Source organism: Streptomyces sp. M41, from assembly GCF_043673425.1.
Taxonomy (GTDB): domain Bacteria; phylum Actinomycetota; class Actinomycetes; order Streptomycetales; family Streptomycetaceae; genus Streptomyces.
On sequence record NZ_JBIMKE010000019.1, the window covers coordinates 18,419 to 42,088 of the forward strand.

The 23,670-nt window shown below is 73.3% G+C and carries 10 protein-coding genes; 4 read left to right on the forward strand and 6 right to left on the reverse strand.

Features of this window, described 5'->3' with window-relative positions; translation table 11 throughout:
• Positions 1-2: 2 nt before the first annotated feature.
• Both ACHBTE_RS22620 and ACHBTE_RS22625 read right to left on the reverse strand, forming a co-directional pair.
• Positions 3-956, reverse strand: a complete 954-nt coding sequence (locus ACHBTE_RS22620) for a carbohydrate ABC transporter permease (RefSeq protein ID WP_394725839.1) — start codon at positions 954-956, stop codon at positions 3-5.
• Positions 953-2,362 carry an extracellular solute-binding protein gene (locus ACHBTE_RS22625; protein WP_394725840.1) on the reverse strand — a complete coding sequence of 470 codons (1,410 nt, stop codon included), beginning with the start codon at positions 2,360-2,362 and terminating at the stop codon, positions 953-955. The genes ACHBTE_RS22620 and ACHBTE_RS22625 overlap by 4 nt, the downstream gene beginning before the upstream one ends.
• A gap of 202 nt (positions 2,363-2,564) precedes the next feature.
• Between ACHBTE_RS22625 and ACHBTE_RS22630 the strand changes: the two genes are divergently transcribed.
• Together ACHBTE_RS22630 and ACHBTE_RS22635 are read left to right on the forward strand one after the other, a co-directional pair.
• Positions 2,565-3,719, forward strand: coding sequence for a TauD/TfdA dioxygenase family protein (locus tag ACHBTE_RS22630; RefSeq protein ID WP_394725841.1), 1,155 nt, complete (start codon positions 2,565-2,567; stop codon positions 3,717-3,719).
• A 319-nt stretch (positions 3,720-4,038) separates the two neighbouring features.
• Positions 4,039-16,374: an amino acid adenylation domain-containing protein gene (locus tag ACHBTE_RS22635; RefSeq protein WP_394725842.1), complete on the forward strand. Its 12,336-nt coding sequence runs from the start codon at positions 4,039-4,041 to the stop codon at positions 16,372-16,374.
• Positions 16,375-16,395: 21 nt separating this feature from the next.
• Here the strand turns inward: ACHBTE_RS22635 and ACHBTE_RS22640 are convergent, their stop codons facing one another.
• Complete coding sequence (locus tag ACHBTE_RS22640; RefSeq protein WP_394725843.1) at positions 16,396-17,898, reverse strand: metallophosphoesterase family protein; 1,503 nt, start codon at positions 17,896-17,898, stop codon at positions 16,396-16,398.
• A 283-nt stretch (positions 17,899-18,181) separates the two neighbouring features.
• Here ACHBTE_RS22640 and ACHBTE_RS22645 point away from each other — a divergent pair, with 283 nt between their 5' ends.
• Positions 18,182-19,081 carry an arginase family protein gene (locus tag ACHBTE_RS22645; protein WP_394725844.1) on the forward strand — a complete coding sequence of 300 codons (900 nt, stop codon included), beginning with the start codon at positions 18,182-18,184 and terminating at the stop codon, positions 19,079-19,081.
• A gap of 59 nt (positions 19,082-19,140) precedes the next feature.
• Here the strand turns inward: ACHBTE_RS22645 and ACHBTE_RS22650 are convergent, their stop codons facing one another.
• From ACHBTE_RS22650 to ACHBTE_RS22660, 3 genes are all read right to left on the reverse strand, one after another.
• Positions 19,141-19,938 carry a DUF899 domain-containing protein gene (locus ACHBTE_RS22650; RefSeq protein ID WP_394725845.1) on the reverse strand — a complete coding sequence of 266 codons (798 nt, stop codon included), beginning with the start codon at positions 19,936-19,938 and terminating at the stop codon, positions 19,141-19,143.
• 79 nt (positions 19,939-20,017) lie between these two features.
• Positions 20,018-20,773, reverse strand: coding sequence for a dienelactone hydrolase family protein (locus ACHBTE_RS22655; protein ID WP_394725846.1), 756 nt, complete (start codon positions 20,771-20,773; stop codon positions 20,018-20,020).
• A 125-nt stretch (positions 20,774-20,898) separates the two neighbouring features.
• Positions 20,899-21,519, reverse strand: a complete 621-nt coding sequence (locus ACHBTE_RS22660) for an L-threonylcarbamoyladenylate synthase (protein ID WP_394725847.1) — start codon at positions 21,517-21,519, stop codon at positions 20,899-20,901.
• Positions 21,520-22,034: 515 nt separating this feature from the next.
• Here ACHBTE_RS22660 and ACHBTE_RS22665 point away from each other — a divergent pair.
• The gene (locus tag ACHBTE_RS22665; RefSeq protein WP_394725934.1) at positions 22,035-23,567 is read left to right on the forward strand and encodes a helix-turn-helix domain-containing protein; all 1,533 of its coding nucleotides are present in this window, start codon (positions 22,035-22,037) and stop codon (positions 23,565-23,567) included.
• The last annotated feature ends 103 nt before the right edge of the window (positions 23,568-23,670 follow it).

Here is a 23,670-nt window from a genome sequence, read left to right on the forward strand (position 1 = left end):
GCTCACTGGTAGTGGACGAAACGCCGGCTGAGCCGGAACTGGAGGGCGGTGACCGCCATGATCAGCACGAACAGCAGCACACCCACCGCGGACGCCTCTCCGAAGCGCAGCTGCTCGAAGGCGCTCTCGTAGATCACCATCACCACCGTCCGGGTGGCGTCGCCGGGGCCGCCGGCGGTGAGGACGTAAGGTTGCTCGAAGACCTGGAGCGCGTTGATGATGCCGACCACGGACGCGACCAGCAGGGTGGGCGACAGCAGCGGGAGCGTGACGCTCAGATGCCTCCGCAGTCCGGTCGCGCCGTCGAGGGAGGCGGCCTCGTGGATCTCCTTCGGGATGTTGTTCAGACCGCCGACGAACAGCAGGAACGAAAACCCGAACTGCTGCCAGACGTAGACCAGGATCACCGTGGCCATCGCTGAGTTCTCCGAGGTCAGCCATGGCACGGGGGCGATCCCGAGCAGTCCGAGCAGCCAGTTCACCACCCCGAAGTCCTGGTTGAACAGGTACTTCATGACCACCGAGATCGACGCGGCCGACAGCACCAGCGGGAAGAAGAACGCCGACCTGAACACCGAGCGCAGCCACCCGGGCATCCGGCCGTTCACCGCCAGCGCCAGCACCAGGGCGATGAGCAGTTGCAGCGCGACCGCGAGCACCATGAACACGAGCGTGTTGCGGAAGGAGACCAGCACCGTCGAATCGCCGAACACCGCACGGTAGTTGGCGGCGCCGGCGAAACTCGGCGAGTCGATGACGTTCCAGTGGAAGAGGCTCAGCAGCACCGAACCGAGGATCGGCACGACCGTGAAGACGACGATGCCGACGATCGTGGGCGCCAGGAAGAGCGCGGCCAGCAACCGGGTGCCACGGTCCCGGGAGGAGCGCCGGGACGCGACCGCCCGTGGAGCCGGCGGCTGCTTCGGCCGTACGGCCGGTATGCGGGTGTTCGTCATACGTCACGCTCCATGGCCCTGACCAGGTCGCCCTGCATCCGGCGCAGCGCCGGCGCCACCGAGCGCCGGGAGGCCAGGGCGGTACCGGTGTGCTTGAGAAGCACCTGCTCGACCTCGGCGACCTGCGGTGGCGCGGGGATGGGGCCGGTGTCGGGAAACTTGTCGAGGGTGTCGTAGAAGACCCGCCAGTTCTTCGGGCCGGTCTCCCGGTAGCGGTCGGCGGTCAGCATCGAGCGGCGCGCCGGGGTCGTCTGGTTCGTGGTGAACAGCCGCATCAGGGTGTCCCTGCGGGCGGCGAACTTGATGAACTCCCATGCCTCGTCCTGCTTCTTCGAGGTGCGCAGCAGCGCGTAGCCGGCGGCGCCGTACTGCATGCGCTGGGTGAGCCGGCGGGGGAAGTACTGCACCTCGAAGCCGTCGGTCGGCATGCCCGCCAGATGCAGGCCGCCCGCCCAGAAGCCGCCCGCGGGGGTGACCCCGACCCGGCCGGTGGAGAACACGCCGATGAGGTTCTGGCCGTTGCCGCCCTCGGGGCGGGTGCACAGGCCCTCCTGGATGAGCGAGGCGAGATAGTCGTACGCCTCCTCCACCCGCTCATGGGTGGCCTGCGGGGTCGTCCAGCGGAAGCCGCCGCCGCGTCCCTGCCGCTGGGCGGCGGGGTAGAAGGAGTCCCACAGCCAGGCGCCGCCGGGTGCCTTGGACTCGGTGAGCAGGTTGGTGTCGTTGGCGAACAACCAGGGCACCACGCCGCCCCACAGACGGTTCGTCCAGAAGTACGGCGTGAAACCGGAGCCGCTCGACCGCTTCATGTCCCGCAGCAGCGCGGTGAAGTCGTCCCGGGTCCAGTCGGCGGCCGGCAGCGCGGCACCCGCCCGCTTCAGCACCTGGGTGTTGAAGTACATGTCGGCCGCGTTGAACTCGACCGGCAGCTGATACAGGCTCCCCTCGTACATCATCGACTCCACCAGCGAGGGATGGACGTCGGCGAAGTACTCGCGCAGCTCCTCGGCGTCCCGCTGCACCCAGCGGTCCAGCGGGACGCCGAGGCGCCGCGCGAACAGCTGGACGCCCTCGGTGGCGACATAGACCAGGTCGGGGGCGGTGCCCGCCGCGATCTGGGTGAGGATCTTCGCGAAGAAGTCGGACCAGTCGGTGGCCTGCACCGCGTTGATCCGCAGCTTGATGTCGGGATGGACCTGCCTGAAGCCGTCGGTGAGCGTGCGGATGGCCTCCGGTCCGTAGGCGGGGCCGAGGGTGGCGACGACCAGGGAACCGTCGTCGCGGCCCGGGATGTCGGCTCCGGTGAGCCGGTCCCAGTTGGCGGCGGTGCCGGCCAGGGCGGCGCCACCCGCGCCATAGGCGCCGTACCGCAACAAGGTGCGGCGGGTGAGGTGCGAGTCGGTCATGCGAACGGCCTAACTCGTGTTAGTCGAGAAGTGATGCCCCAGATGATGGGAAGCGCGTCGGCGTCCTGTCAAGGGTTGTGAACCACTTGACCTTTAACGAGTTAGGACGCAGGGTCGGGTCGCATTGTCCGGTCGCACGCTGCCACGATCATTCCGGGACCGGCGCCGACCGGAGCCGGTGCGTACGAGTGACGGAGCGGGCATGACGAGGGACAGGGCCACTGCGGACGGGGCGGAGCACGTCGCGAGGGTCGAGGCGGGGGGCGGGACCGGCGCCGGAGCGGGGGCGGGGGCTGGAACCCGGACCGGGATCGACGACGGCGGCGGGACGGGTGTCGAGACCGGGATGCAGACCGGGGTCGACAACGGCTTCAAGACGGGCGTCGAGACCGGGATCGACGACGGCTTCGGGACGGGCGTCGAGACCGGGATCCAGGTGAAGCCGGTCGCCGGGCACATAGGGGCGGAGATCACGGGCGTCGACCTGGCCGCGGAGCCGGCCGACGCCGTGGTCGCCGCGATCCGGGCCGCGGTACTGCGCTGGAAGGTCGTGTTCTTCCGCGGGCAGCGGCTGGACCACGCGGGGCATGTGGCGTTCGCGCGCCGGTTCGGCGAACCCGTGGTCCTGCGCAAGCGCGGGAGCGCCTCGCCGGCCGGCGTACCCGAGGTCGAGACGACCGCCGACCGGCTGGAACTGGGCGGGAAGTTCGGCATGGAGCACGACGAGTGGCTGCGGCGGCGCCGCCACAGCCTGCTGCGGGGCTGGCACTGCGACCACGGCGCCCGTGTCGACCCGCCCGCCGCGACGATCCTGCGCGCCGAGACGGTGCCCCCGTACGGCGGTGACACGACCTGGGCGAACCTCGCGGCGGCGTACGCCGGACTCTCCGGCCCCGTGCGGGAGTTCGTGGACGGGCTGTGGGCCGAGCACCGTCTCGGCGTCGGCTACCAGCCGCGGCCCGGCGACGACGCCTACGTCCGCCATCTGCTGGACCACCAGGTGGCCACCCTGCACCCGCTGGTGCGCGTCCATCCGGAGACGGGGGAGCGGGTGCTCTACGTCAACGGCTACTACGTCGAGCAGATCGCCGGCCTCTCCCGTGCCGAGAGCCGGGCGATCCTCGACATGCTGCTCGAGCAGGCCGTGCGGCCCGAGTACACGGTCCGCTTCCGCTGGGAGCCGGGCAGCGTGGCGTTCTGGGACAACCGCGCCACCATCCACCTCGCCCCCAGCGACAACGCCCACCTGGACCATCCGCGGATCATGCACCGGGTGATGCTGGCCGGGGACGTGCCGGTCGGCGTGGACGGCAGGCCTTCCGAGTCGATCACCGGGACGGCGGTGGGGCGGTGGTAGCCGAGGACGGGTGATCCAGGGCAGCACCGGGAGTCATCGAGGGCAGCACCGGGAGTCATGGAGGCATGCCCACGCGGCGCTCATCCCGGCGGCGGAGAACTGGCCGGTGCCGGCGGGGGCCTGCTCTCCCCGGGCCCGGTCTCGCACCGATGGACCCGCTGGACCGCCCGCCGACCTGCCCACCGCCCTCGGGCCAGGATGAACCGTTCGACGAAACTCGTCGTCGTACAGGTCAATGATCGAAAACGCCCGTGTCCGGTACCGGATCCCGGCAGGGCGAATCCGCGGGCCCCGGTTCCGTGGAAGAGGAAGGAAGCGCATGCCGACTCCCGGGCGCCGTACCGCCGTCACGCTCCTCGACGTCCTGCTGCACGCCGCCGAGGAGGCCCCCGGTCAGGTCGTCGTCCACGTCCGTGGAGACGGCGGCGAGCGCGTCGTCACCTTCGCCGAACTGCGCGACGACGCGCTGCGTGTGGCCGGCGGCCTGCGCGCGGCGGGGCTGGAGCCGGGCACGCCCGTCCCTGTGCTCGCGGAGGTCGGCGACGACTTCCAGCCACTGTTCTGGGGAGCGCTCGCCGCGGGGCTGGTGCCGGTGCCGCTCGCCCCGGAGGCGCGTCAGGTGGGCCCGGTGTGGGAGTTCCTCGGCCGGCCGGCCGTTCTGGTCGACGACGCCTCCCGGGCGATGGCCGCCGAACTGCCGGGCCCGGTGCGGGCGCTGCGCCTGAGTGAGCTGCGCGAGGCAGCTCCACCGGCGTCGCCGCCCCGCCGGGACCCGCGGGACGTGGCCTTCCTCCAGTTCTCCTCCGGCAGCACCGGCGACCCCAAGGGCGTGGAACTCACCCACGAGGCCGTGCTCGCCAACCTCAAGCAGATCCGCTCCGCCATGGGGATCACGTCCGACGACGTGGTCGCCACCTGGATGCCGTACTTCCATGACATGGGCCTGATCGGCACCCACCTGGTCCCCATGGCGGCCCGTCTGAAGCAGATACGACTGGAGCCGCTGGCCTTCGCCAAACGCCCGGCCCACTGGCTCGAAGCCGCCGCACGGCATCGCGCCACCCTGCTGTCGGCGGCGAACTTCGCGCTCGCCCTCACGGTACGCCGTGTGCCGGACAGCACCTGGGCCGCGCTGGACCTGAGCCACGTCCGACTGCTGCTGGTGGGCGCCGAGCCCATCGCACCGCGCGTGTGGCGGGAGTTCGCCACCAAGGCCGAAGCCGCGGGGCTGCGCGCCGGGGCCATGCTTCCGGTGTACGGACTGGCCGAGGCCACGCTCGCCGTGACCGTGCCGCCGCTCGGGGAGAGTGCCGAGCCGTTGCGCCTGGACCGCAAGGCGCTCAGCCGCGGCCGCGCTGTGCCGGCACAACCCGGCCCGGACGCCGTCGAGTTCATGGAGGTGGGCCGCCCCGTCCCGGACTGCGAGCTCCGGATCACCGACGGCGACGGGGAGACGCTGGCGGACCGGCGGGTCGGTCACATCGAAGTACGCGGCCCTCAGGTGGCCCGCGGCTACCACCGCAGCCCCGCGGCGAGCGCCGCCGCGTTCCACGGACCGTGGCTGCGCACCGGCGACCTGGGCTTCCTGGACCGGGGCAGGCTCTGCGTCACCGGCCGGCACAAGGACGTCGTGTTCGTGGGCGGCCGTACCTTCCACGCGCCCGACCTCGAGGAGACCGCCGCCACGACACCCGGACTGCCCGCGGGCACGGTGGCGGCGATCGGCTCGCCGGGCCCGGACACCGGCGGCGACCGTGTCGTGGTGTTCGTGCAGTGGGCGCGGCCTCGCTGGGGCACCGCCCTGCCCGTGCTCGAAGCGGTGGCGGCCCGGGTGAGAGAGGCGCTGGGCCATGACGACGTGCGGGTGTTGCCGCTGCCTCCCGGCGCCTTTCCCCGGACCACGAGCGGCAAGCTGCGCAGAGGGCTGATGCGCGCCCGATTCGAGGCGGGTGGGTATGCGGTGGTCGAGGAGCGGGTGGCGGGAGCGCGGGTGCTCGCCGCACGGGCGGGTGTGCGGGCGCAGACTCGTGTGCAGGCGCCGGGTCATGTGCAGGCGCCGGGTCATGTGCAGGCGTACGCGTCGGGATCGGGGTCGGGGTCGGGGTCGGGATCGGAGTCAGGATCGGGGGCGGTGCCGCGTTCGCGGCGTGAGGTCGAGGAGCTGGTCCGGGGGACCTGGGCCCGCGCCCTCGAATTCCCGCCGACGGACATCGGTCGGCACGACCGGTTCTTCGCCCTCGGCGGCTCCTCGCTGAAGGCGATGACCGTGCTCGCGGGGATCGAGGACGCCTTCGCGATCACCGTGGAGCCTCGCGTGCTGCGCGACCATGACACCGTGGCCGCGCTGGCCGGGCATGTGCTCTCCCAACTGGACAGCGTTGAAACGGAATGTGACGTAGCGTCATACGAGAAGCGCAGGGCGACCGGCGTGGCCGGCGGCAGCGACCCGCTGGCGGTTCTCGGCATGGCCTGCCGCTTCCCGGGAGTGGAGACACCGGAGGCGTTCTGGGAGCTGCTCGTGTCCGGGCGGGACACGGTGTCGGGGGTGCCCGCGGGGCGCTGGGAAGAACGGGAAGGTGGCCGGGAGGATCGTGGGCCCGGCATCTCGGGCCTGTTCGGGTCCTTCCTCGCCGACCCGGCCTCCTTCGACGCCACCTACTTCGGTCTGGACGACGAGGAGGCCCGCGCGACCGACCCCCAGGCGCGGATCTTCCTGGAGCTGGCCCACGAAGCCCTGGAACGCGCCGGGTACGCGGGGCCGCGGCGGACCGGGCGCCGGATCGGGGTGTTCGCCGCCGTCGGGGACAGCGGGTACCGGGAGATACTCGCCGCCGCCACGGACGGTGACCTCGCCGCCCAGCCCGGCGCGCTCACCGGCAATCTGCCCAATCTCGTCGCCGCCCGGCTCTCCCAGGCCCTCGACCTCGACGGCCCCGCCCTCGCGGTGGACACCGCCTGCTCCTCGGCGCTCGTGGCCCTGCATCTGGCGCGGCGCAGCCTCCAGAGCGGGGAGTGCGATGTCGCCGTGGTCGGCGGCGTCCAGCTCGCCCTCACCCCGACCGGCCACCGGCTGCTCGCACGCGCGGGCGCCCTGTCTGCGACGGGCGGCAGCCGTCCCTTCGACGCCGCGGCCGACGGCATCGTGCCCGGGGAGGGCGGAGCGGCCCTCGTCCTCGCCCGTCTGGACGACGCCCTGCGCAACGGCGATCCCGTGCTCGCCCTGGTCCGCGGCACCGCCGTCAACAACGACGGCCGCTCGCTGAGCCTTCTCGCCCCGGGCCCGCGCACCCAACGCGAGGTCATCACCCGGGCGTACGAGGACTGCGGCGTCGACCCCGACACGGTCTCGTACGTCGAGGCACACGGAACCGGTACTCCGGTGGGGGACCCCGTCGAGGCGCAGTCACTGGGACATGCCTTCCCGCCCCGCAAGGACGGGCTCCCGCGACTGCTGGGCTCAGTCAAGGCGAACCTCGGACACCTCCTCAACGCCGCCGGCATGCCGAGCCTGGTCAAGACGGTCCTCGCACTGCAGCACCGGCTGATCCCGCCCACGCCGCACACCGCCCACCCCGCGCCCTACCTGCAACGCGCCGCCCCAGGCTTCGAACTCGTCGCCGAGCAACGTAAATTGCCGGCCGCCGGCCCTCTGATCGCGGGCGTCAACGCCTTCGGTTTCGGCGGCACCAACGCCCATGCCGTCCTGGAGGAGGCACCCCGGCAGCCGGCCGGCGACAGCCCCACCGCCGACGGACCGCACCTGCTCACCCTGTCGGCCGGCAGCGCCGACGCCCTGCGCGCAGCCGCCGCCGAACTGGCCGCATACGTACGCGCGCACCCGGCCGTGCCCCAGGCGGACATCTGCGCCACGGTCAACACGGCCCGCGACGACGGTCCCCACCGGCTCGCGGTGGTCGTCCCCGCCGACGGCCAGCGCGACGGCGGAGGCGGCAGTGACGCCGACGGTGATCTGGCGGATCGTCTCGACGCCGCCCGGCCTTCGGACTTCGCGGTCGCCCGGTCCTCCCGCCCCCGCACGGTGTTCCTGCTCCCCGGCCAGGGCTCCCAGCGACCGGGGCAGGGACGCGCTCTGTACCGGTCGTATCCGGTGTTCCGCGACGTGCTGGACGAGGCGTCCTCACTGACCGGGCCCGTGCTCGGGCGCTCGCTCGGCGACTGGTGCCTCGACCCCGGTGTGGATCCCGGGGACCTGGCCAGGACGGAGGTGGCCCAGCCGCTGCTCGTCACGTTCGGGGTGGGCCTGGCCCGGCAGTTGGCGGAGTGGGGCCTGGCCCCGGACGCCGTCGTCGGACACAGTGTCGGCGAGATCGCAGCCGCGTGTGCCGCCGGCGCGCTGAGCCTCGCCGAGGCGGTGGGGTTCGCGGCGGAGCGCGGACGCCTGATGGGTGAACTGGCCGTACCCGGAGCGATGGCCGCCGTCAGGGGCGACGAGGACACCGTCGCCGGGCTCGTCCGGGCGTCCATCGGTTCGCTGAGCGTGGCCGCCGTCAACGGACCCGGACAGGTGGTGATCTCGGGTGCGGAGGACACGGTCGGCCATGCTCTCGCGGAGCTCACCGCGCGGGGCGTGACCACCCGCAGGCTTCGCGTCTCGCACGCCTTCCACTCACCGCTGATGGAGCCGGTCCTCGAACCGCTGCGGGACGCTGCGAAGGCACTGACGGTCAAACCGGCGGCCGTGCCGCTGCTGAGCACGGTCACCGGCATGTGGGGTCCGGGCCTCACGCCCGCCTACTGGCAGGAACACGCCGTCCGGCCGGTGCGCTTCGGCGACGCGGTGGAGCGGCTCCTGGAGGAGGGGTACGACACGTTCGTCGAACTCGGCCCGGGGAACTCCCTGGGCGGCGCGGTCCGTGCGGTCGCGGGCGCCCATGACGCGTCGGACGTGGCGGTCCTGACGACCGGAGGGCCCTCGGCGGCGGAAGGGGTCTCGGCGTCGCGGGAGGCCGTGGACGCCTCCGGTGCGCGGGCGTTGCTCCAGACAGCGGGCCGGCTGTGGGCGCGCGGAGCGATTCTCGACCGGGAGGCCATGAACCGGTCGACGCGCGCTGCCGCGCGCCCCAGGGTGCCGGTACCGACGTACCCGTACCAGCGCACCCACTACTGGCCGCGCAAGCCCGACGCCGTGAGCCTGGTGCGGCGCCTCGACTGGCAAGACGCACCGCTCGTTCCGGTCGTTCCGGCGGCGGGCGGGACCCGCGTGGTGCGGCTGATCGGCGCCGACCCATCGATGGAGCGGGCACTGACCGAGCGCCTCACCGCACGTGGGGTGACCGTGCTGGGGGAGCGTGCTGCTCATGGGCAGGGCGAGAGCGCTGCTCAGGCGGACACCGTGGTGTGGCTGGGAGGCGCCATCGGCGCCGCGGACGGGAGTTCCGAGTCCGCGTCCGCTGACCCGAGCCGCGCCGTCGCCGCCCTGCGCCGCGTACTCGACTCGCTCACCGCAGGCTGCTCCCGCCTGCTGGTCGTCACCGAGGACGCCTACGTCACCGGCGTCGCGACGGAACGGGCCTGCCCGACGGGGGCCCTACTGCACGGATTCGCCCTGGCTCTCCCGGCGGAACACCCCGGACTCGTCGCCCGCGGCGTCGACCTGTCCTCGCACGACACCCTCGACGCCCGAGCCGACGCGCTGGAGCGGGAACTGTGGTCCGCACCGGAGTCGGAGAGCGGAGACCCGGAGCTCCAAGGGCCGATCGCCTGGCGCCACGGCCGTCGGCTCAGCCGTACGCCCTCCGACGTGACGGACGCTTCCGCCGCGCTCGGCACCACCCTGCCCTCGGGCGGCACGTACCTGATCACTGGGGGAGCGGGCGGCCTCGGTTCCGTGCTCGCACGTGATCTGGCCGACCGCGGAGCACGCCACCTGATCCTGACCGGACGCTCCGAGACCGCCCCCGACCGCCTGCTCGCCGACCTTCGTGCCCGCGGCACCACAGCCCGCTACCACCGGGCCGATGCCTGCGACGAGGCCGCGGTCGAGGGCCTGTTCGCGACGCTGCCCCCGCTGGACGGGCTGTTCCACGCCGCCGGTACGGCCCGGCCGGGCACCCTGCGCTCCAAGACCGACGGCGAGATCACCGAGGTGCTCGCGGCGAAGGTGCGGGGCACGATGCTGCTCGCCGCAGCGCTGGACCGGCACGGACAGCGACCGGCGGTGTGTGTCGCCTTCTCCTCCCTCTCCTCCGTGGTGCCCGGACTCGCGGGCGCACTCGGCGACTACGCGGCGGCCAACGCCTTTCTGGACGCCTTCGCCGCCGCCGAGCGCGCGGCGGGAAGGCACTGGCAGGCGATCGGGTTCGGCCCCGTCGCGGACGTGGGACTTGCCGTGGCCGCCGGAGCACCGGCATACGCCCGCCAGCGCGCTCACGGTGCGAACACCATGACCGCGCGGGCCGCGATCGCAGCGCTGCGGACGGCCGTCGCGACCGATGCGGCGCACCTGCTGGTGGCCTCCACGGTGACGTCGTCCACTGTGACGTCGGCGCCCACGTCGGCCGTCGTCGAGGACTGCCTTCCCGCCGACGTGCCCCAGGCGACCCGCCGCACCCCACCGGGCGGTGCCGAGGCCCTCCCCGAACCGTCCCGCGTCACGGAACTGGTACGCCGCCTGCTGGCCGAGGCCCTGCACCGGGCACCCGAAAACATAGGCGACGATGAGGAGTTCCTCGGGCTGGGACTCGACTCGCTCGCCGCGGTGGACCTCGCCCGCCGCCTCGAAGCGGAACTCGGAATGCCGCTGCCCGCCACGCTGCTCTTCGAGTACCGGACGATCGACGAACTGGCCACGCACCTCAGCGGGCAGACACCGCCCGCCGCCCCGCAACCCCCCGCCGCCTCCCACCCCGTTCGGTCGGAGGCGTCACCACGCCCCCTGACCCCGCTCCAACTCGCCTTCCACACCACCGAGGCGCTGTACGAAGGCATCACCGCCTACGGTTATCTGCGCCAGACCGTCCGCGGCCCGCTCGACCCCGGTCTCCTCGGCCGCGCCCTGGCGCACCTCGCCGTACGCCACCCCATGCTGCGTATGCGGCTCACCGCGGACGGCTCTCCGCCGCGCCAGTACATCGCGCACGCCGAGCGCACCGATCGTGCTCCACGCTGGTACGAGGTGCACGAGCCGGACGACACGGTGCCATCACTGCCTGGCCTCGAACGGCGGCTCTACAACCGCCGGTTCGACCTGACGGCCGAGGACCCGGTGCGAGCCGTCCTGGTCCGCGACCGACGGGACGCCGGTCTCGCTCACCTGCTGCTGGTCGTCCACCACAGCGCCGCCGACGGCTACAGCCTCAAGGTGCTGTGCGAGGAACTCTGGTCGCTGTACTCCGCCCTCGCCACGCACGAGGGTCCTCCCGAACTCCCGGCCCTGTGTGCGCAGTTCGCCGACCATGCGGACATGGTGTCCGCAGAGCGCCGATCGCCGGGCTTCGCCCGCGACCAGCAGTACTGGCGCGACCGCATCGCCGAACACACCGCGGCCACCGCGGCACCGGCACCGAGACCGCCACGGACACCGGCACCGGCACTGACGTCGCCGACCACCCCGACACCGCCCCTCCCTTACGACGGCGACCCGGAAGCACCCCCCACGCCGCCGCTCACCCACCACCAGACGACCCTCGACGCCGAGCTCACGGCGACGCTGCGGGAGCTGGCCGCCCGGCACGAGGTCTCCCTCTTCCACCTCCTTCTCGCGGCGCACGTGCGCTGCCTGGCCCGATGGGGCGGCCGGCCGCACATCGCCGTGAACGTGGCGCGTGCCCGCCGTGAGGCGCCCCTGCCCGGGATCGAGCGTCTCGTGGGCCCGCTCGCCGACACCCTGCCCGTGTTCGTCACCGTCGCTCCGGAGGAGGCCGTGACGGCACTGGCCCGGCGGCTGCGGCGGATCTGGCGCGAGGCGGAGTCCCACGCGACGCTCACCAGCCCCGACATCGCCGCGTTGCTGCCGGCCACGGGCCCCGCCCCGCGCACGGTCGCCGCGACCGGGTTCAGCTTCGCCAGGTTCCCCGTGCGCCACGGGCGCGACTGGCCGGTCACAGTGACGCCGACCGCGGCGGCCACCGCCTCCGCCGCGACCCGGCTCGGGCTGCTGTGCTGGGAGTCGGACGACGCTCTGCGCCTGTCCTGGAACCACCCCGCTCACCTCTTCCGCCGTGAGACCGTCGAGCGTCTCGCGACCGCGTACGTGGCCGAACTGCGCGCCGCGACCGGGCCGTCCACCCATGCGCAGGCGGCAGGGGCGGCACAGGCGGCACAGGCGGCGCAGGTGCACGCCGATGACGACGAGGGGATCGTCGCCCGCCTGTGTGCCCGCTTCCGGGCGACACCCCGAGCCGTCGCGGTGGACACCGGCCGCACCACGCTCACTTACGCCGACCTCGACGCCGCCTCCGCCGCCCTCGCGGCCCGGCTGCGAGCGACCGGCGTACGCCCCGGCGACCTGGTCGGACTGCTCACCGAACCGGGCGCCGACACCGTCATCGGCGTGGTCGGCATCCTCCGGGCGCGCGCCGGCTGGGTGCCTCTGGACGCGACCCACCCCGTGGCCCGGCTCCGGGACCAGACGACCCGTACCGGGGTCGGCGCGGTGGTCTGCCATTCCGCGACCCGCGCTGTCGTGGCCGCACTGGACGGCATCACGCCGGTCCCGGCCGACGACCGGGCTCCGGCCGCCGCCCCGTTGCCCGCCGAGCCGCCGCCCGCCGACCGGGACGCCATCGCCTACGTGATCTTCACCTCGGGCTCCACGGGCCGCCCCAAAGCGGTCCCGATCACCCACCGGTCGATGCTCAACTACCTCGACTGGTCCTTGACCACCTTCGGATACGGCCCGGGGGACCGGCTCGTGCAGACGGCGTCCGTCTGCTTCGACGCCTCCGTGCGCCAGTTGCTGGCACCGCTGCTCGTCGGCGCCACCATCGAGACCGTCACCCGGGAGCTCCTGCGCGATCCCGAAGCGCTGCTGGACCGTGTCGTCGACGCCCGGATCACGGTGTGGAGTTCGGTGCCGACGCTGTGGGAGCGCCTGCTGAGCGCGGCCGAGACCCGGGCCCGGCAGGACGGGACACCTCCCGACCTCTCGGCGCTGCGCTGGGTGCACGTCGGAGGCGAGGCACTGCCGGCCGCTCACGTACGCCGCTGGTTCGACCTGCTCGACCGGTGCGGCGGCCCGGAGCACCGGGTCGCCAACCTCTACGGGCCCACCGAGGCCACCATCAACGCCACCTGCCACATCATCGAGTCCCGGCCGGCGGACGACGTACGGCAGCTGCCCATCGGACGGCCCGTCGCCGGCACCGAACTGGCCGTGACAGCCGAGGACGGGCGTCCCTGCGCGCCCGGCGAGCCCGGTGAACTGCTCATCGCCGGAGCAGGGCTGACACCCGGCTATCTCGATGAACCGCGGCTCACCGCGCAGGCATTCGTGGAACGGGACGGACGCCGCTGGTACCGCAGCGGAGACCGGGTCCGCCGAACCGCCGACGGCGTACTGGAGTTCCTCGGCCGCCTCGACGACCAGGTCAAAGTCCGGGGCCACCGCGTGGAGCTCGGCGAGGTGGAGGCCGCGCTGCTCACCCACCCGGACGTCGCCCGTGCCGCCGTGCTCCTCGTCGACGGGCGTCTGACCGCCTGCGTCGAACCCCGGCCCGGCGCCGCCGATCCCGACGCACGCGAGATCCGCGCCTTCCTGGCCCGCGTACTGCCGCCCTACATGCTGCCCGGCCGCATCCGCACGATCCCGGCGATGCCCCTGACCGGCACCGGCAAGATCGACCGCATCCGGCTGACTCGCGAGGCCGGGGGAACGGCCGACGCGGCTGCCCGGACGGCGGCCGACGCGAGCGCGGCCGAGGAACACGGGGCGGACGACGCGGCCGAAGCGCTCTCGCCGACCCGGCCGGGGACCCCGCCCGCCACCCCGACCGAGCGCACCGTCGCCCGCATATGGTCGGCGCTGCTCGACATACGGGCCGTCACCCGGGAGGACGACTTCTTCGCGCTCGGCGGCGACTCCATCATGGTCCTGGAACTCTTCGCCCGGCTGCGCGAGGAACTGCCGGCCGTCCCCCGGCCGACCACGGTCTACACCCACCGCACGCTCGGCGCCTTCGCGGCGGCCCTCGACACGGCCGCCACGTCGGAACCGGCCCCGCCCGCCGCCGTCCCGCAGCCGACGGGCCCCTTCCCCCTCACCCCCTCCCAACGCGGGTTCCTCCTCGCCGAGGCCATCGACCCCGCGGCGGCCTCCGGCTGGCTGGCCCGGTTCCGGCTGGGCGGTCCGCTGCGGATCGACGTCTTCCAGCGTGCCGTCGATGTCCTGGTGGCCCGTCATCCGATGCTGCGGACGGTCTTCCCCGCAGGCGCCCGCCCACCGGTGCAGCAGGAGCTGCCGGATTCGTTGCGCCTGCCCGTGGAGGCGGAGACGCTCGCGCACCCCGGGCTGCTGGAGCAGCGGATCGCCGAGGAGGCGGCGCGCCGGCTCGAGCCCTGGGCCTGGCCGTTGCTGCGCCTGCGGCTGTTCACCCTGGCGCCCGACGAGCACATGCTCCTCGTCCACGCACACCACCTGATCGGCGACGGCTACAGCGCCGCCCTGCTCGCCAGGGAACTGCTCACCGTGTACGACCGCCTGGACCGCGGCCGGCCGCACGGCCTGCCGCCGCTCGGCAGCACCTTCCGCGACCACGTCGCCCTGACCGCCGTACGCCCCCAACCCCCGGGAGCCGAGGCGGAGGGGTACCGCGCACGTCTCCGCGCGCCCTACACACCCCCCGTGTTGCGCCGGCCGGTCCCCGAGGACGCCGAGGGGCGACCGGAGTTCCACACCACCGGGTTCACGCTGGACGCCGCCATGACCGAGGCCCTACGCGGACTCGCCCGGGCGGAGCACCGCACCCTGTACGCGCCGCTGCTCACCGCGTACTACCGCGCCCTTGCCGAGCTCACCGGACGGCGTGACCTCGTGCTCGGGCTCGCCGTCACCGGACGCGAGGAGTCCACCGTGGACGCGCACCGGGTGTTCGGCCCGTTCGCGGAAGCGGTCGCGCTGCGTCCGGCCCGGACCGGTGAGCAGGCCGCCGGGCAGCAACTACCCTCATTCGGCGATGACTTGAGGCGCGTCGCCCTGGAAGCGGAGCTGGCCCGAGCCGCCGGTGCCGGTGCCGGCGAACTGCGCACGGCGGCCGGACTGCCGTATCACGCCCAGTTCTTCTTCACCTTCCTCGACTTCACCTCGCTCGGCGGCTCCATGCCGGACAGTGGCCTCACACTGTCCGCCGACGACTCCGACAACGCGCTCGCGCCGCCGCCGGTCGGGACCGATGTGTTCCTCGCGGTGCGGCCCGTGGCCGGCGGGTCGGGCCTGCGGGTCACCGTCCGGGCCTCGGCGGTGGCCCTCACGGCCCGCCAAGTCGCCGCGTTGGCGGAGGTGATGCGCACGCAGGTGCAGGATGCGGTGCATGCCCCCGGGGCCGTCGCCGCCCGTGGCGGGCGGCGCACCACGACCGTTCTCGACGCGGCGCTCATCGGCTACCTGCCCGCACCTCACCAGCTCGCCGCCCACGCCGGACTGCCGTACGACAGCCCCGGTCTCGGCCGCGAGGAGATCCGGACGCTGCTCTTCCCGGACGGCCGGGCGCGACTGCTGGAGGAGACCACGACCGCGTTGGGCACCTCCGGCTTCATCGCGCTTCCGCTCTTCGCCGACGAGCTGGCCCGGGGCGGTGACCTCGCGGCCCGTACCGCCCGCGCCGTCGAGCATGCCGCGGCACTCGGCGCCCGCTGTGTCTCGCTTGCCGGGATGATCCCGTCCCTCACCGGCTACGGCTACGACGTCCTGCGCGAGACCACGACGAGCGCGGCGCTCACCACCGGACACGCGGCGACGACCGTCGCCGTCGTCAAGACGGTCCACTCGGCGCTCGCGGCGACCGGGCGCCGGCTGGAGGATCTCCGCCTCGCTGTCGTCGGCTGCGGCTCGATCGGCATGTCGTCCCTGCGCCTGCTGCTCGCCACGGCACCCCACCCCCCGGCCCGGCTGCTGCTGTGCGACCTGCCCGGCACCGCCGCACGGCTTCAGCGGGCGGAGGCGGACCTGTCGTCCCGGTATCCGCGGACGCGGATCGACTTTGTGGAGTCGGGACATACCCTGCCCGCGGCCGTTTACGGTGCGGACGTGATCGTCACCGCCGTGAGCGGCGCGACCGCCATCCTGGACATCGGCCGGCTGCGCCCCGGCACGATCGTCGTGGACGACTCCTTCCCGCACTGCTTCGATACGGCGAGCGCGCTGGACCGGATGAGCCGGGACCAGGACGTGCTGGTCGTGGGCGGCGGTCTGCTGGCGGTCGACTCGACGCGGACCCGGCTGGGCGAGGAGCTGCCGGGCGTGGTGAAGGCGGGCTTCGCGCTACGCCCAGGCATCCCGGACACCATGGCCTCGTGCCGCCTGGAGTCCCTGCTCCACGCCCACCTCGACAGGACCGGCCGCTCCTGGGACGGCCTTCCCCTGATCCACGGCCTCGTCGATCTGCCCCGTGCCCTCGCCCACTGGGACGCGGCCGAGGCCGCCGGGATCGGACCCGCCCCGCTGCACCTGCTCGACCGCGTCCTCGCGCACGGGGCGTGAGGCCGACGGCATGAACCGCGATCAGTTCAGAGGGATCGTGATGTCGTCCTCGACGGGCGGGTCGACTTCCTGGGCGCGGTTCCCGGTCGCCGCGTAGCAGCGCAGCCGGACCGTCTCCGGGGTGACGTCCAGACGCAGGAAACACTTGAAGAACGGCGGGCTGTAGGTCGCAGAGCCCGGGGAGAACAGCTGGGTGTAGATCTTGCGCACCGGAAGGCGAAAGCGTGCGGTGCGGTCGGGGCGGCGGCCGGCGCCCAGCAGAGCGGCGACCAGGCGGATGCGCCAGGTGATGCGGGGAGTCCGGCCCTGGGCGCGGGTCAGCGGGATGCCCAGCCGCTCCGCGACCACGGCCGCCGCCTGCGCCTCGGTCAGCGTGAAGAAACGGCGCATCCGCAGCCGGCGCCCGTAGAGCCTGCTGTAGAAGGCCAGGGAGTCGCCGCGCAACGGATAGCAGCGGAAGTCCTTCTCGGTGACGTCGCCGACGTCGACCCGGGGGATGGTGTGCGTGGCGTGCATGAAGGCACCGCCGCCGCCCGCGACCACGTACTGAACGGTGCGGCCCGCCACCTTGACGGGGTAGCGCTGGTAGTTGTGGATGTCGCCGCCGATCGCCGCCACGTAGCGGTGGGCCGGATCACGGACGATCTCGTCGACGGTGCCGCCGCCTTCGATCGCACACGGGCGGTGCTCACCGTCCACGTACAGCGGCCGGCCGGTGATGAGGATCTTCGGCCGGGGATCCTTGGACACCTCACGCAGCCACCTGCCCTGCTCGGCGTCGATGGTCCCGAGCAGCCCCGTGTCGATGCCGACGATCCGCACCGGCCCCGCGTCGATCGCCCAGTACGGCCCCGGCTGGACGGCTCGCTGGGCGGCGGCCGACCTCAACTGCCGTGCCTGCGCCAGACTCTCGCCGTCCGTCTCGCGCGGCCGGTGCCACAGCAGCGACCGCAGCCATGCCCTGCTGAACCGACGCGGTGCGGGTTCGGGCGCCGGCGGTGGGGTGTCGTCGCAGAAGACGCGCATGAACGCGCCGAGGTCCTCGTACCAGTCGTGGTTGCCCGGTATCGCGTAGATGGGCGCCTGGTAGTCCTGGTACGGGCGGAAGAACTTGGTGGCGTAGTCGTCGGCGCTGCCGACCGGGTAGATCACGTCACTGGCGATGACCGCGAACCGCGTGTCCTGACCGGTCTTCAGCAGGCCCGGCACCACGGCGTACTGGGAGTCGTCGCCCTCGCCGGTGTCGCCGACGACGAGGAAGGAGAAGCGGTCCGGGTCGTCGCGCCGGATCACCTTGTCCGCGGGCGCTCCCGCCGCGGCTCGCTGCGCCACCCAACGACTGCGGGTGCCGCCAGTGGGGTCCCCGAGCCAGGACGCCAGGACGCCGTTGCGGGCGGCCCACAGCATCCTCGGGTCGAGCCAGGAGATCTTCTCGACGTGGTGCGGCATCAGCCGCTTGTACTCGCCGAGTTCGGCGGCGCCCCAGCCGGCGCCCTCGGCGGTATCGCGTGAGGAGTCAGACACGGGTGCACCGTAACAATGATCGAGTCAGGACCGAGAGGGGAGGCGGGAGTTCGACGCGTCCTGCCGGTCCTGCCGGTCCTGCCTCCCGGGCCACGTCCTGCGTACGAGCGATGCCCGTCGGCCCGCCGCCCACGCCGTGAAGCCCGTACGGGGCCGCCACGGTGCGCGGGGCGAGCATGAAGCAGACGTGTGCCTCGGTGACCGTCGGCCTCGAGTGGTGCCGGCGCGGCGAATGTGACACAGATGGAAGGAGGAGCGGAGGGCAGCGGCGGAAGGGCCGGACATGCGGCAACTCGCGATCATCGAGGCACCGTCCGTGCTCGGCCTGCGGCCCTCCGGGGTCCAGGACCTGCCCACCGCACTGCTCGACGCCGGTCTGCCGGCCGGGCCCGACGTGGTGCGGACCGGCCGGATCGAAGCGCCGGCCTACGATCCGGTGCGCGACGCCGACACCCGGATCCTCAATCCGTACGCCATCGCGCAGTACTCCGTCCGGCTGGCCGACGCCGTCGGCGAGGCCCTCGACGCCGGCCGCTTTCCCGTCGTCCTCGGCGGGGACTGCACCATCCTGCTCGGCAACCTCCTCGCCCTGCGCCGCCGCGGCCGGCACGGCCTGCTGTTCCTCGACGGCCACACCGACTTCTACCAGCCCTCGGCGGAACCCAACGGCGAGGCCGCCTCGATGGAACTCGCCCTCGCCACCGGCCGCGGCCCGCGCGTCCTCACCGACCTGGAGGGACGTGGCCCGCTGCTGCGGGACGAGGACGTCGTGGCCCTCGGCTTCCGCGACGCCGACGAATCCGCCCGGGCCGGCATGCAACCGCTGCCGCCCGGCCTGCACGCCGTCGACCTGGACGCGGTGCGCGCGGCCGGTGCCGCCACGGCGGCGCGCCGCGCCGTCGACCGGCTCACCGCGGGCGACAGCGCCGGTTTCTGGGTCCACCTCGACGTCGACGTCCTGGACGACGCGATCATGCCCGCCGTCGACTACCGCATACCGGGCGGGCTGAGCTGGGAGGAGCTGGAGACCGTGCTGCGCACGGCCCTGGCCGACCCCCGTGCCATGGGATTCGACATCACGATCTTCAACCCCCGCCTGGACCCCGACGGCACCATCGCCCCGCGTCTGGCCGAGTGCCTGCGCAGCGGGCTGGCCGCACGCACGGGCGCCGACGAGGACTGAGCACCCTGCGCGGAGGCGCTCCGTGCCGTCCTCCTCGGGGGCGTGCTGGTGCCCGGCTGTCAGACGTCGTACTCGTCGGGCAGCCGCAGCCCGGGACCGCCGGCCTGGAGGCCGAGTGGTACCGCGCGGCCCTTGGGCTCCTCCCAGTCCTCCTGGCGGCCCAGCGCGGTGAGGTCGAGGTACGGGATGCCGTAGTGGAACTGTTCGATGCCACGGCCGTACGCCGAGTACGTGTGGAAGACCTCGTCCCCGACCCGCAGGAAGGCGCTGATGCCCGGCCAGTCGCCGCGCAGCTCCTCCGAGAACGGCATACCCGCCTCGGCGAGCTCGGCCTCGGAGCGGTCGAAGATGCGCACCGGCGCGACCCGCTCGTCCACGGTGGCGTGGAAGTCGTAGTTGAAGTCGCTGCCCGCCGACGAGTACCAGGGGAAGGTCCACCCCATCCGCTCGCGGTAGGCGGCGAGCTTCGCGTACGGCGCCCGGCTCACCGCCACCAGCGAGGTGTTGCGGGCATGCAGCTGCCGCAGCGCGCCGATCCAGTCGGCCGCGGAGGAACAGCTGGGGCAGCCGGTGTCACGCGGGTGCTCGATGCCGTCGGCGTCGATGTCGTACATCCACATGAAGTGGTGCATGACCAGCTGGGGGCGCCCCTCGAACAGATCGAGCAGGCTCACCGTCCCGTCCGCGCCCTCGAAGGCGTACGCCTTGTCGACGCGGACCATCGGCAGCCGTCGCCGCTCGGCGTTGACCCGGTCACGGGCGTGCGTGAGCTCCTTCTCCTCGGCCAGCAGCTCCTTGCGGGCGGCGAGCCACTCCTCGCGCGACACCACGTCCGGCAGATCGGCCATCGACGTCATCTCGGATCTCCCCGGGTCGAGGCAGGGACTCCTTCAGCTTGCCCCCGCCCCACCCGTGCCGCACACCGTGCGGCCGGCCTCAGAACGTCCGCTTCAGCAGATCGAGCAGCGCCGCCCGGTGCCGTTCGTCCGCCTCGGCGTCGTAGGCGGAGGTGTCGGCCTGCGTGAACCCGTGCCCCGCGCCGGGGTACACCTCGCAGCGGTGCCGGACCCCCGCCTCGGTGAGCGCGGTCTCCAGGCGCTCGATCTGCTCGGCGGGCAGGGACGGATCCTGGTCGGCGTGTCCGAAGTACAGCTCGGCGGTGATGTTCCCGGCCACCAGGTGCGGGCTGTCCGGCGACTCGGTCGCGAGCCGGCCGCCGTGGAACCCGGCCGCCGCCGCGACCCGCTCCGGATGGGTGCCGGCCGTGAGCAGGGACAGCCGCGCCCCCATGCAGTAGCCGGTCACTGCCACCGGGCCGTCCGCCACCGCGGGGCAGTCGGCCAGCCACCGCAGATACGCCCCGGCGTCGCGCATCGCCCGCTCGGGCGTCAGCGCCCGCATGATCGGCATGATGCTCTCGAAGATCTTCGGCCGGGCCGCCGGGTCGATGAACTCGGGCAACTCGACCACCGGAGCACGCCCGTGACGGTAGAACACATTGGGCACGAGCACCGTGTACCCGGCCTCGGCGAGCCGGTCCGCCATCGTCCTCAACCAAGGCCGCAGACCGAAGGCGTCCATGTAGAGCAGGACGGCCGAGCGGGGCGTCCCGTCCACGGGACGGGTGAGATAGGCGTCGGCGGTGCCGTCCCCGATGGGGATGTCGACAGCGTCTCCCTGTACGGAGGTCATGGGGCCTCCTCTCTGCGCGGTTCGCGGCGAAGCAGGTCGCCGACCCGGCGGAGCCGGGCCGCGCACGCACATGGTTTCACGCACCGTCCGGCCGGCCCCGGCACCCCCTCCCTCTCGGGAACGGCTTACTCGAACCGGGAGATGTCGCCCGCTCCCTCGCGCACGATCTCGGCCTCCCCGCCGGAGAAGTCGATCACCGTCGTCGGCTCGGTGCCGCAGTCCCCGGAGTCCACCACCGCGTCCAGCACATGGTCGAGCCGGTCCTTGATCTCCCAGCCCTGGGTCATCGGCTCGTCCTCGTCGGGGAGCAGCAGCGTGCTGGACAGCAGCGGCTCCCCGAGCTCGGCGAGCAACGCCTGGGTGACGACATGGTCGGGGATGCGCACGCCCACCGTCTTCTTCTTCGGGTGCTGGAGCATGCGCGGCACCTCCCTCGTCGCGGGCAGGATGAACGTGTAGCTGCCGGGCGTGGACGCCTTGATCGCCCGGAACACGTCGTTGTCGACCCGCACGAACTGGCCGAGCTGCGCGAAGTCCTGGCAGACGAGGGTGAAATGGTGCCGGTCGTCCAGACGGCGGATGGACCGGATCCGGTCGATGCCGTCACGGCTGCCCAGCCGGCAGCCCAGCGCATAGCAGGAGTCCGTCGGATACGCGATCAGCGCACCGGAACGGATGCTCTCGGCGACCTGGGAGATGGTGCGCGGCTGGGGGTTGTCGGGGTGCACGTCGAAGTACTTCGCCATCCGCCGAGCCTATGCCCTCCCGGACCGGCGGCAGCGCAGGACCGGGGCGGGAGGGCGGACGGGCGGGCGCGGGTGCCCGCGATCCCGGCCCACCGGGGGTCTGCCCGCGATCCCGGTGCACCGGGGGTCTGCCCGCGATCCCGGTCCACGGGGGCCCGCCTGCGATCCCGGCCCGCGGGGCGTCCTGCCTGCGATCCCGGTCCACTTGGGCCCGCCTGGGCTGCGGACCGGCGGCAGCGCAGGACCGGGGCGGGAGGACGGACGGGCCGGCGCGGGTGCCCGCGATCCCGGCGCACCGGGGGTCTGCCCGCGACCCCGGCCCACCGGGGCCCGCCCGCCCTCCCGGCCGCGGGGGTGGGACCGCGATCCCGGCCCGGAGCCGCCGTGGCGGGGGTGGGACCGCGATCCCGGGAAACCCGAATTCCGTGCGAACGCCCGCCTACCACGGCGCATGCGTGGGGTAACGTCCCGAGCGCAACGTCGTGGATGAAGTGCAGGACGAGGTGAAGGCCGACGTGGCTGGGAGAGAGGACGGGTACCGTCGGACGGGGGCGCCCGGCGCCGACGCCTCGCCGTGGGCGGAGCAGTTGCTGGGCCATCTGCGGCCGACCGGGCGCGACGTCCGCCGCGTCGTCACCTGGCTCGCGGACGCCGTGCAGGGCACCGCCGCGCTCCAGGACGACACCGGCACGCTCATCGCGGGCGCCCGGCCGCCCCTGGACGACGACCTCGTCGCGTCCGTCGCCGCCGGCCGTATCGCCTCCGCCGCATGGGAGGGGCACGGCCGTCATCTGCGCCTGGTGCGGGTGGCCTATCCGAACCCGGCGTCGGCGGGCGTTCTCGCCGTGTCGCGGGAGGCGCCGTTCGACCGGCGCGCCGCCGACATGGTCACGCACACCGTCCAGGTCATCGAGCTCCTGCTCAGGGCAGGCGAGACGACCGCCGCCGGACACCGGCTCGAGCGGGCCACCTCCGATCTGCGCCTGGCGATCCTTCAGTTGCTGATGGTGGAGGACACCGTCTCCGCCCGCCGTGTCGCCGCGGGACTGTGGCCCGGACTGCTCGACACCGACACCGCCTGCGTCCACGTGGTCGAGGGCACGGTCGAGGAGCGCGACCGGCTCGCCGAGGAATGCATCGAGGCCACGGGCGAGCAGGCCCTGGTCGTGCGCTGCCCGGCGATGGACCAGCATGTGATCGTCGTGACGCCCGGCGACACCGCGGCCCGGGAACTGCGCTCGCTGATCGGTCCACGCCCCGACACCTTCATCGGCGGCAGCGCCCGGCACAGCCTGGCCCGCACCGCCACCGCCTACGGGCAGGCCGTCAGCGCCCTCGCCGTCGCCCACTTCCGCCCCGACAAGGCCGCCGTCTACGCCGAACGCACCCACCCCGAGCGCCTCATCGACCCGGCGGCCCTGTCCGACTGGACGGCCCAGCTGCTGCGGCCCCTCGACACCCTGCCGCACCACACCCGCGCCGAACTGCTCGCCACCACCCGGCTGGGCCTGGAGTTCACCGCCGTCAGCGCCGCCAAGGTACTCGGTGTCAGCCGCAACACCGTCCGCGCCCGCATGGAACGGGTGGAGGCCCTGCTGCGCACCGACTTCTCCGACCTGACCGCCCGCGCGGTGGTCCATCTGGCGCTCAACATCCAGGTGAGCCGGCCCGACGAGCCGGGCGGCCCGGGCGGCTCCCGGGCGCCCCGGGCCGCACTGCCCGACCTGCTGTCCGGGCCCGCCATGCGCACCTGGGCCCAGGACCTGCTCACCCGCCTGGACCAGGACACCCGGGACCTGCGCCGCACCCTGCGCGCCTGGATCGCCGAGGGCGCCAACGCCGAACGCACCGCGCAGTCCCTCGGCGTGCACGCCCAGACCGTCCGCGAACATGTGCGCAGCGCGGAGCCCGTCCTGGAACGGCAGCTCCTCGCCGGCGGCAGCGACCTGTACGAGGTCGTCCTGGCCCATCTCGCCACGGGCGACCTGGACCAGCCCGCGTTGCCCGGTGCGAAACCGGGCCTTCCGGACTCACTTGTGCACAGGTGAGCCCCGCCGAAGGGGAAGCGGGCACTGCTGAGATACCGAATCCCCCCGCGCACACGTAGGTTCGACTGCGCGGCGGGGGCACGACCGGAACGGGGGACCGGTC

Coding starts and splice junctions, on each gene's coding strand:
- ACHBTE_RS22645 (WP_394725844.1), top strand. CDS start 18,182: ATGCGGCAACTCGCGATCATCGAGGCACCGTCCGTGCTCGGCCTGCGG.
- ACHBTE_RS22630 (WP_394725841.1), top strand. CDS start 2,565: ATGACGAGGGACAGGGCCACTGCGGACGGGGCGGAGCACGTCGCGAGG.
- ACHBTE_RS22655 (WP_394725846.1), bottom strand. CDS start 20,773: ATGACCTCCGTACAGGGAGACGCTGTCGACATCCCCATCGGGGACGGC.
- ACHBTE_RS22660 (WP_394725847.1), bottom strand. CDS start 21,519: ATGGCGAAGTACTTCGACGTGCACCCCGACAACCCCCAGCCGCGCACC.
- ACHBTE_RS22650 (WP_394725845.1), bottom strand. CDS start 19,938: ATGACGTCGATGGCCGATCTGCCGGACGTGGTGTCGCGCGAGGAGTGG.
- ACHBTE_RS22625 (WP_394725840.1), bottom strand. CDS start 2,362: ATGACCGACTCGCACCTCACCCGCCGCACCTTGTTGCGGTACGGCGCC.
- ACHBTE_RS22635 (WP_394725842.1), top strand. CDS start 4,039: ATGCCGACTCCCGGGCGCCGTACCGCCGTCACGCTCCTCGACGTCCTG.
- ACHBTE_RS22620 (WP_394725839.1), bottom strand. CDS start 956: ATGACGAACACCCGCATACCGGCCGTACGGCCGAAGCAGCCGCCGGCT.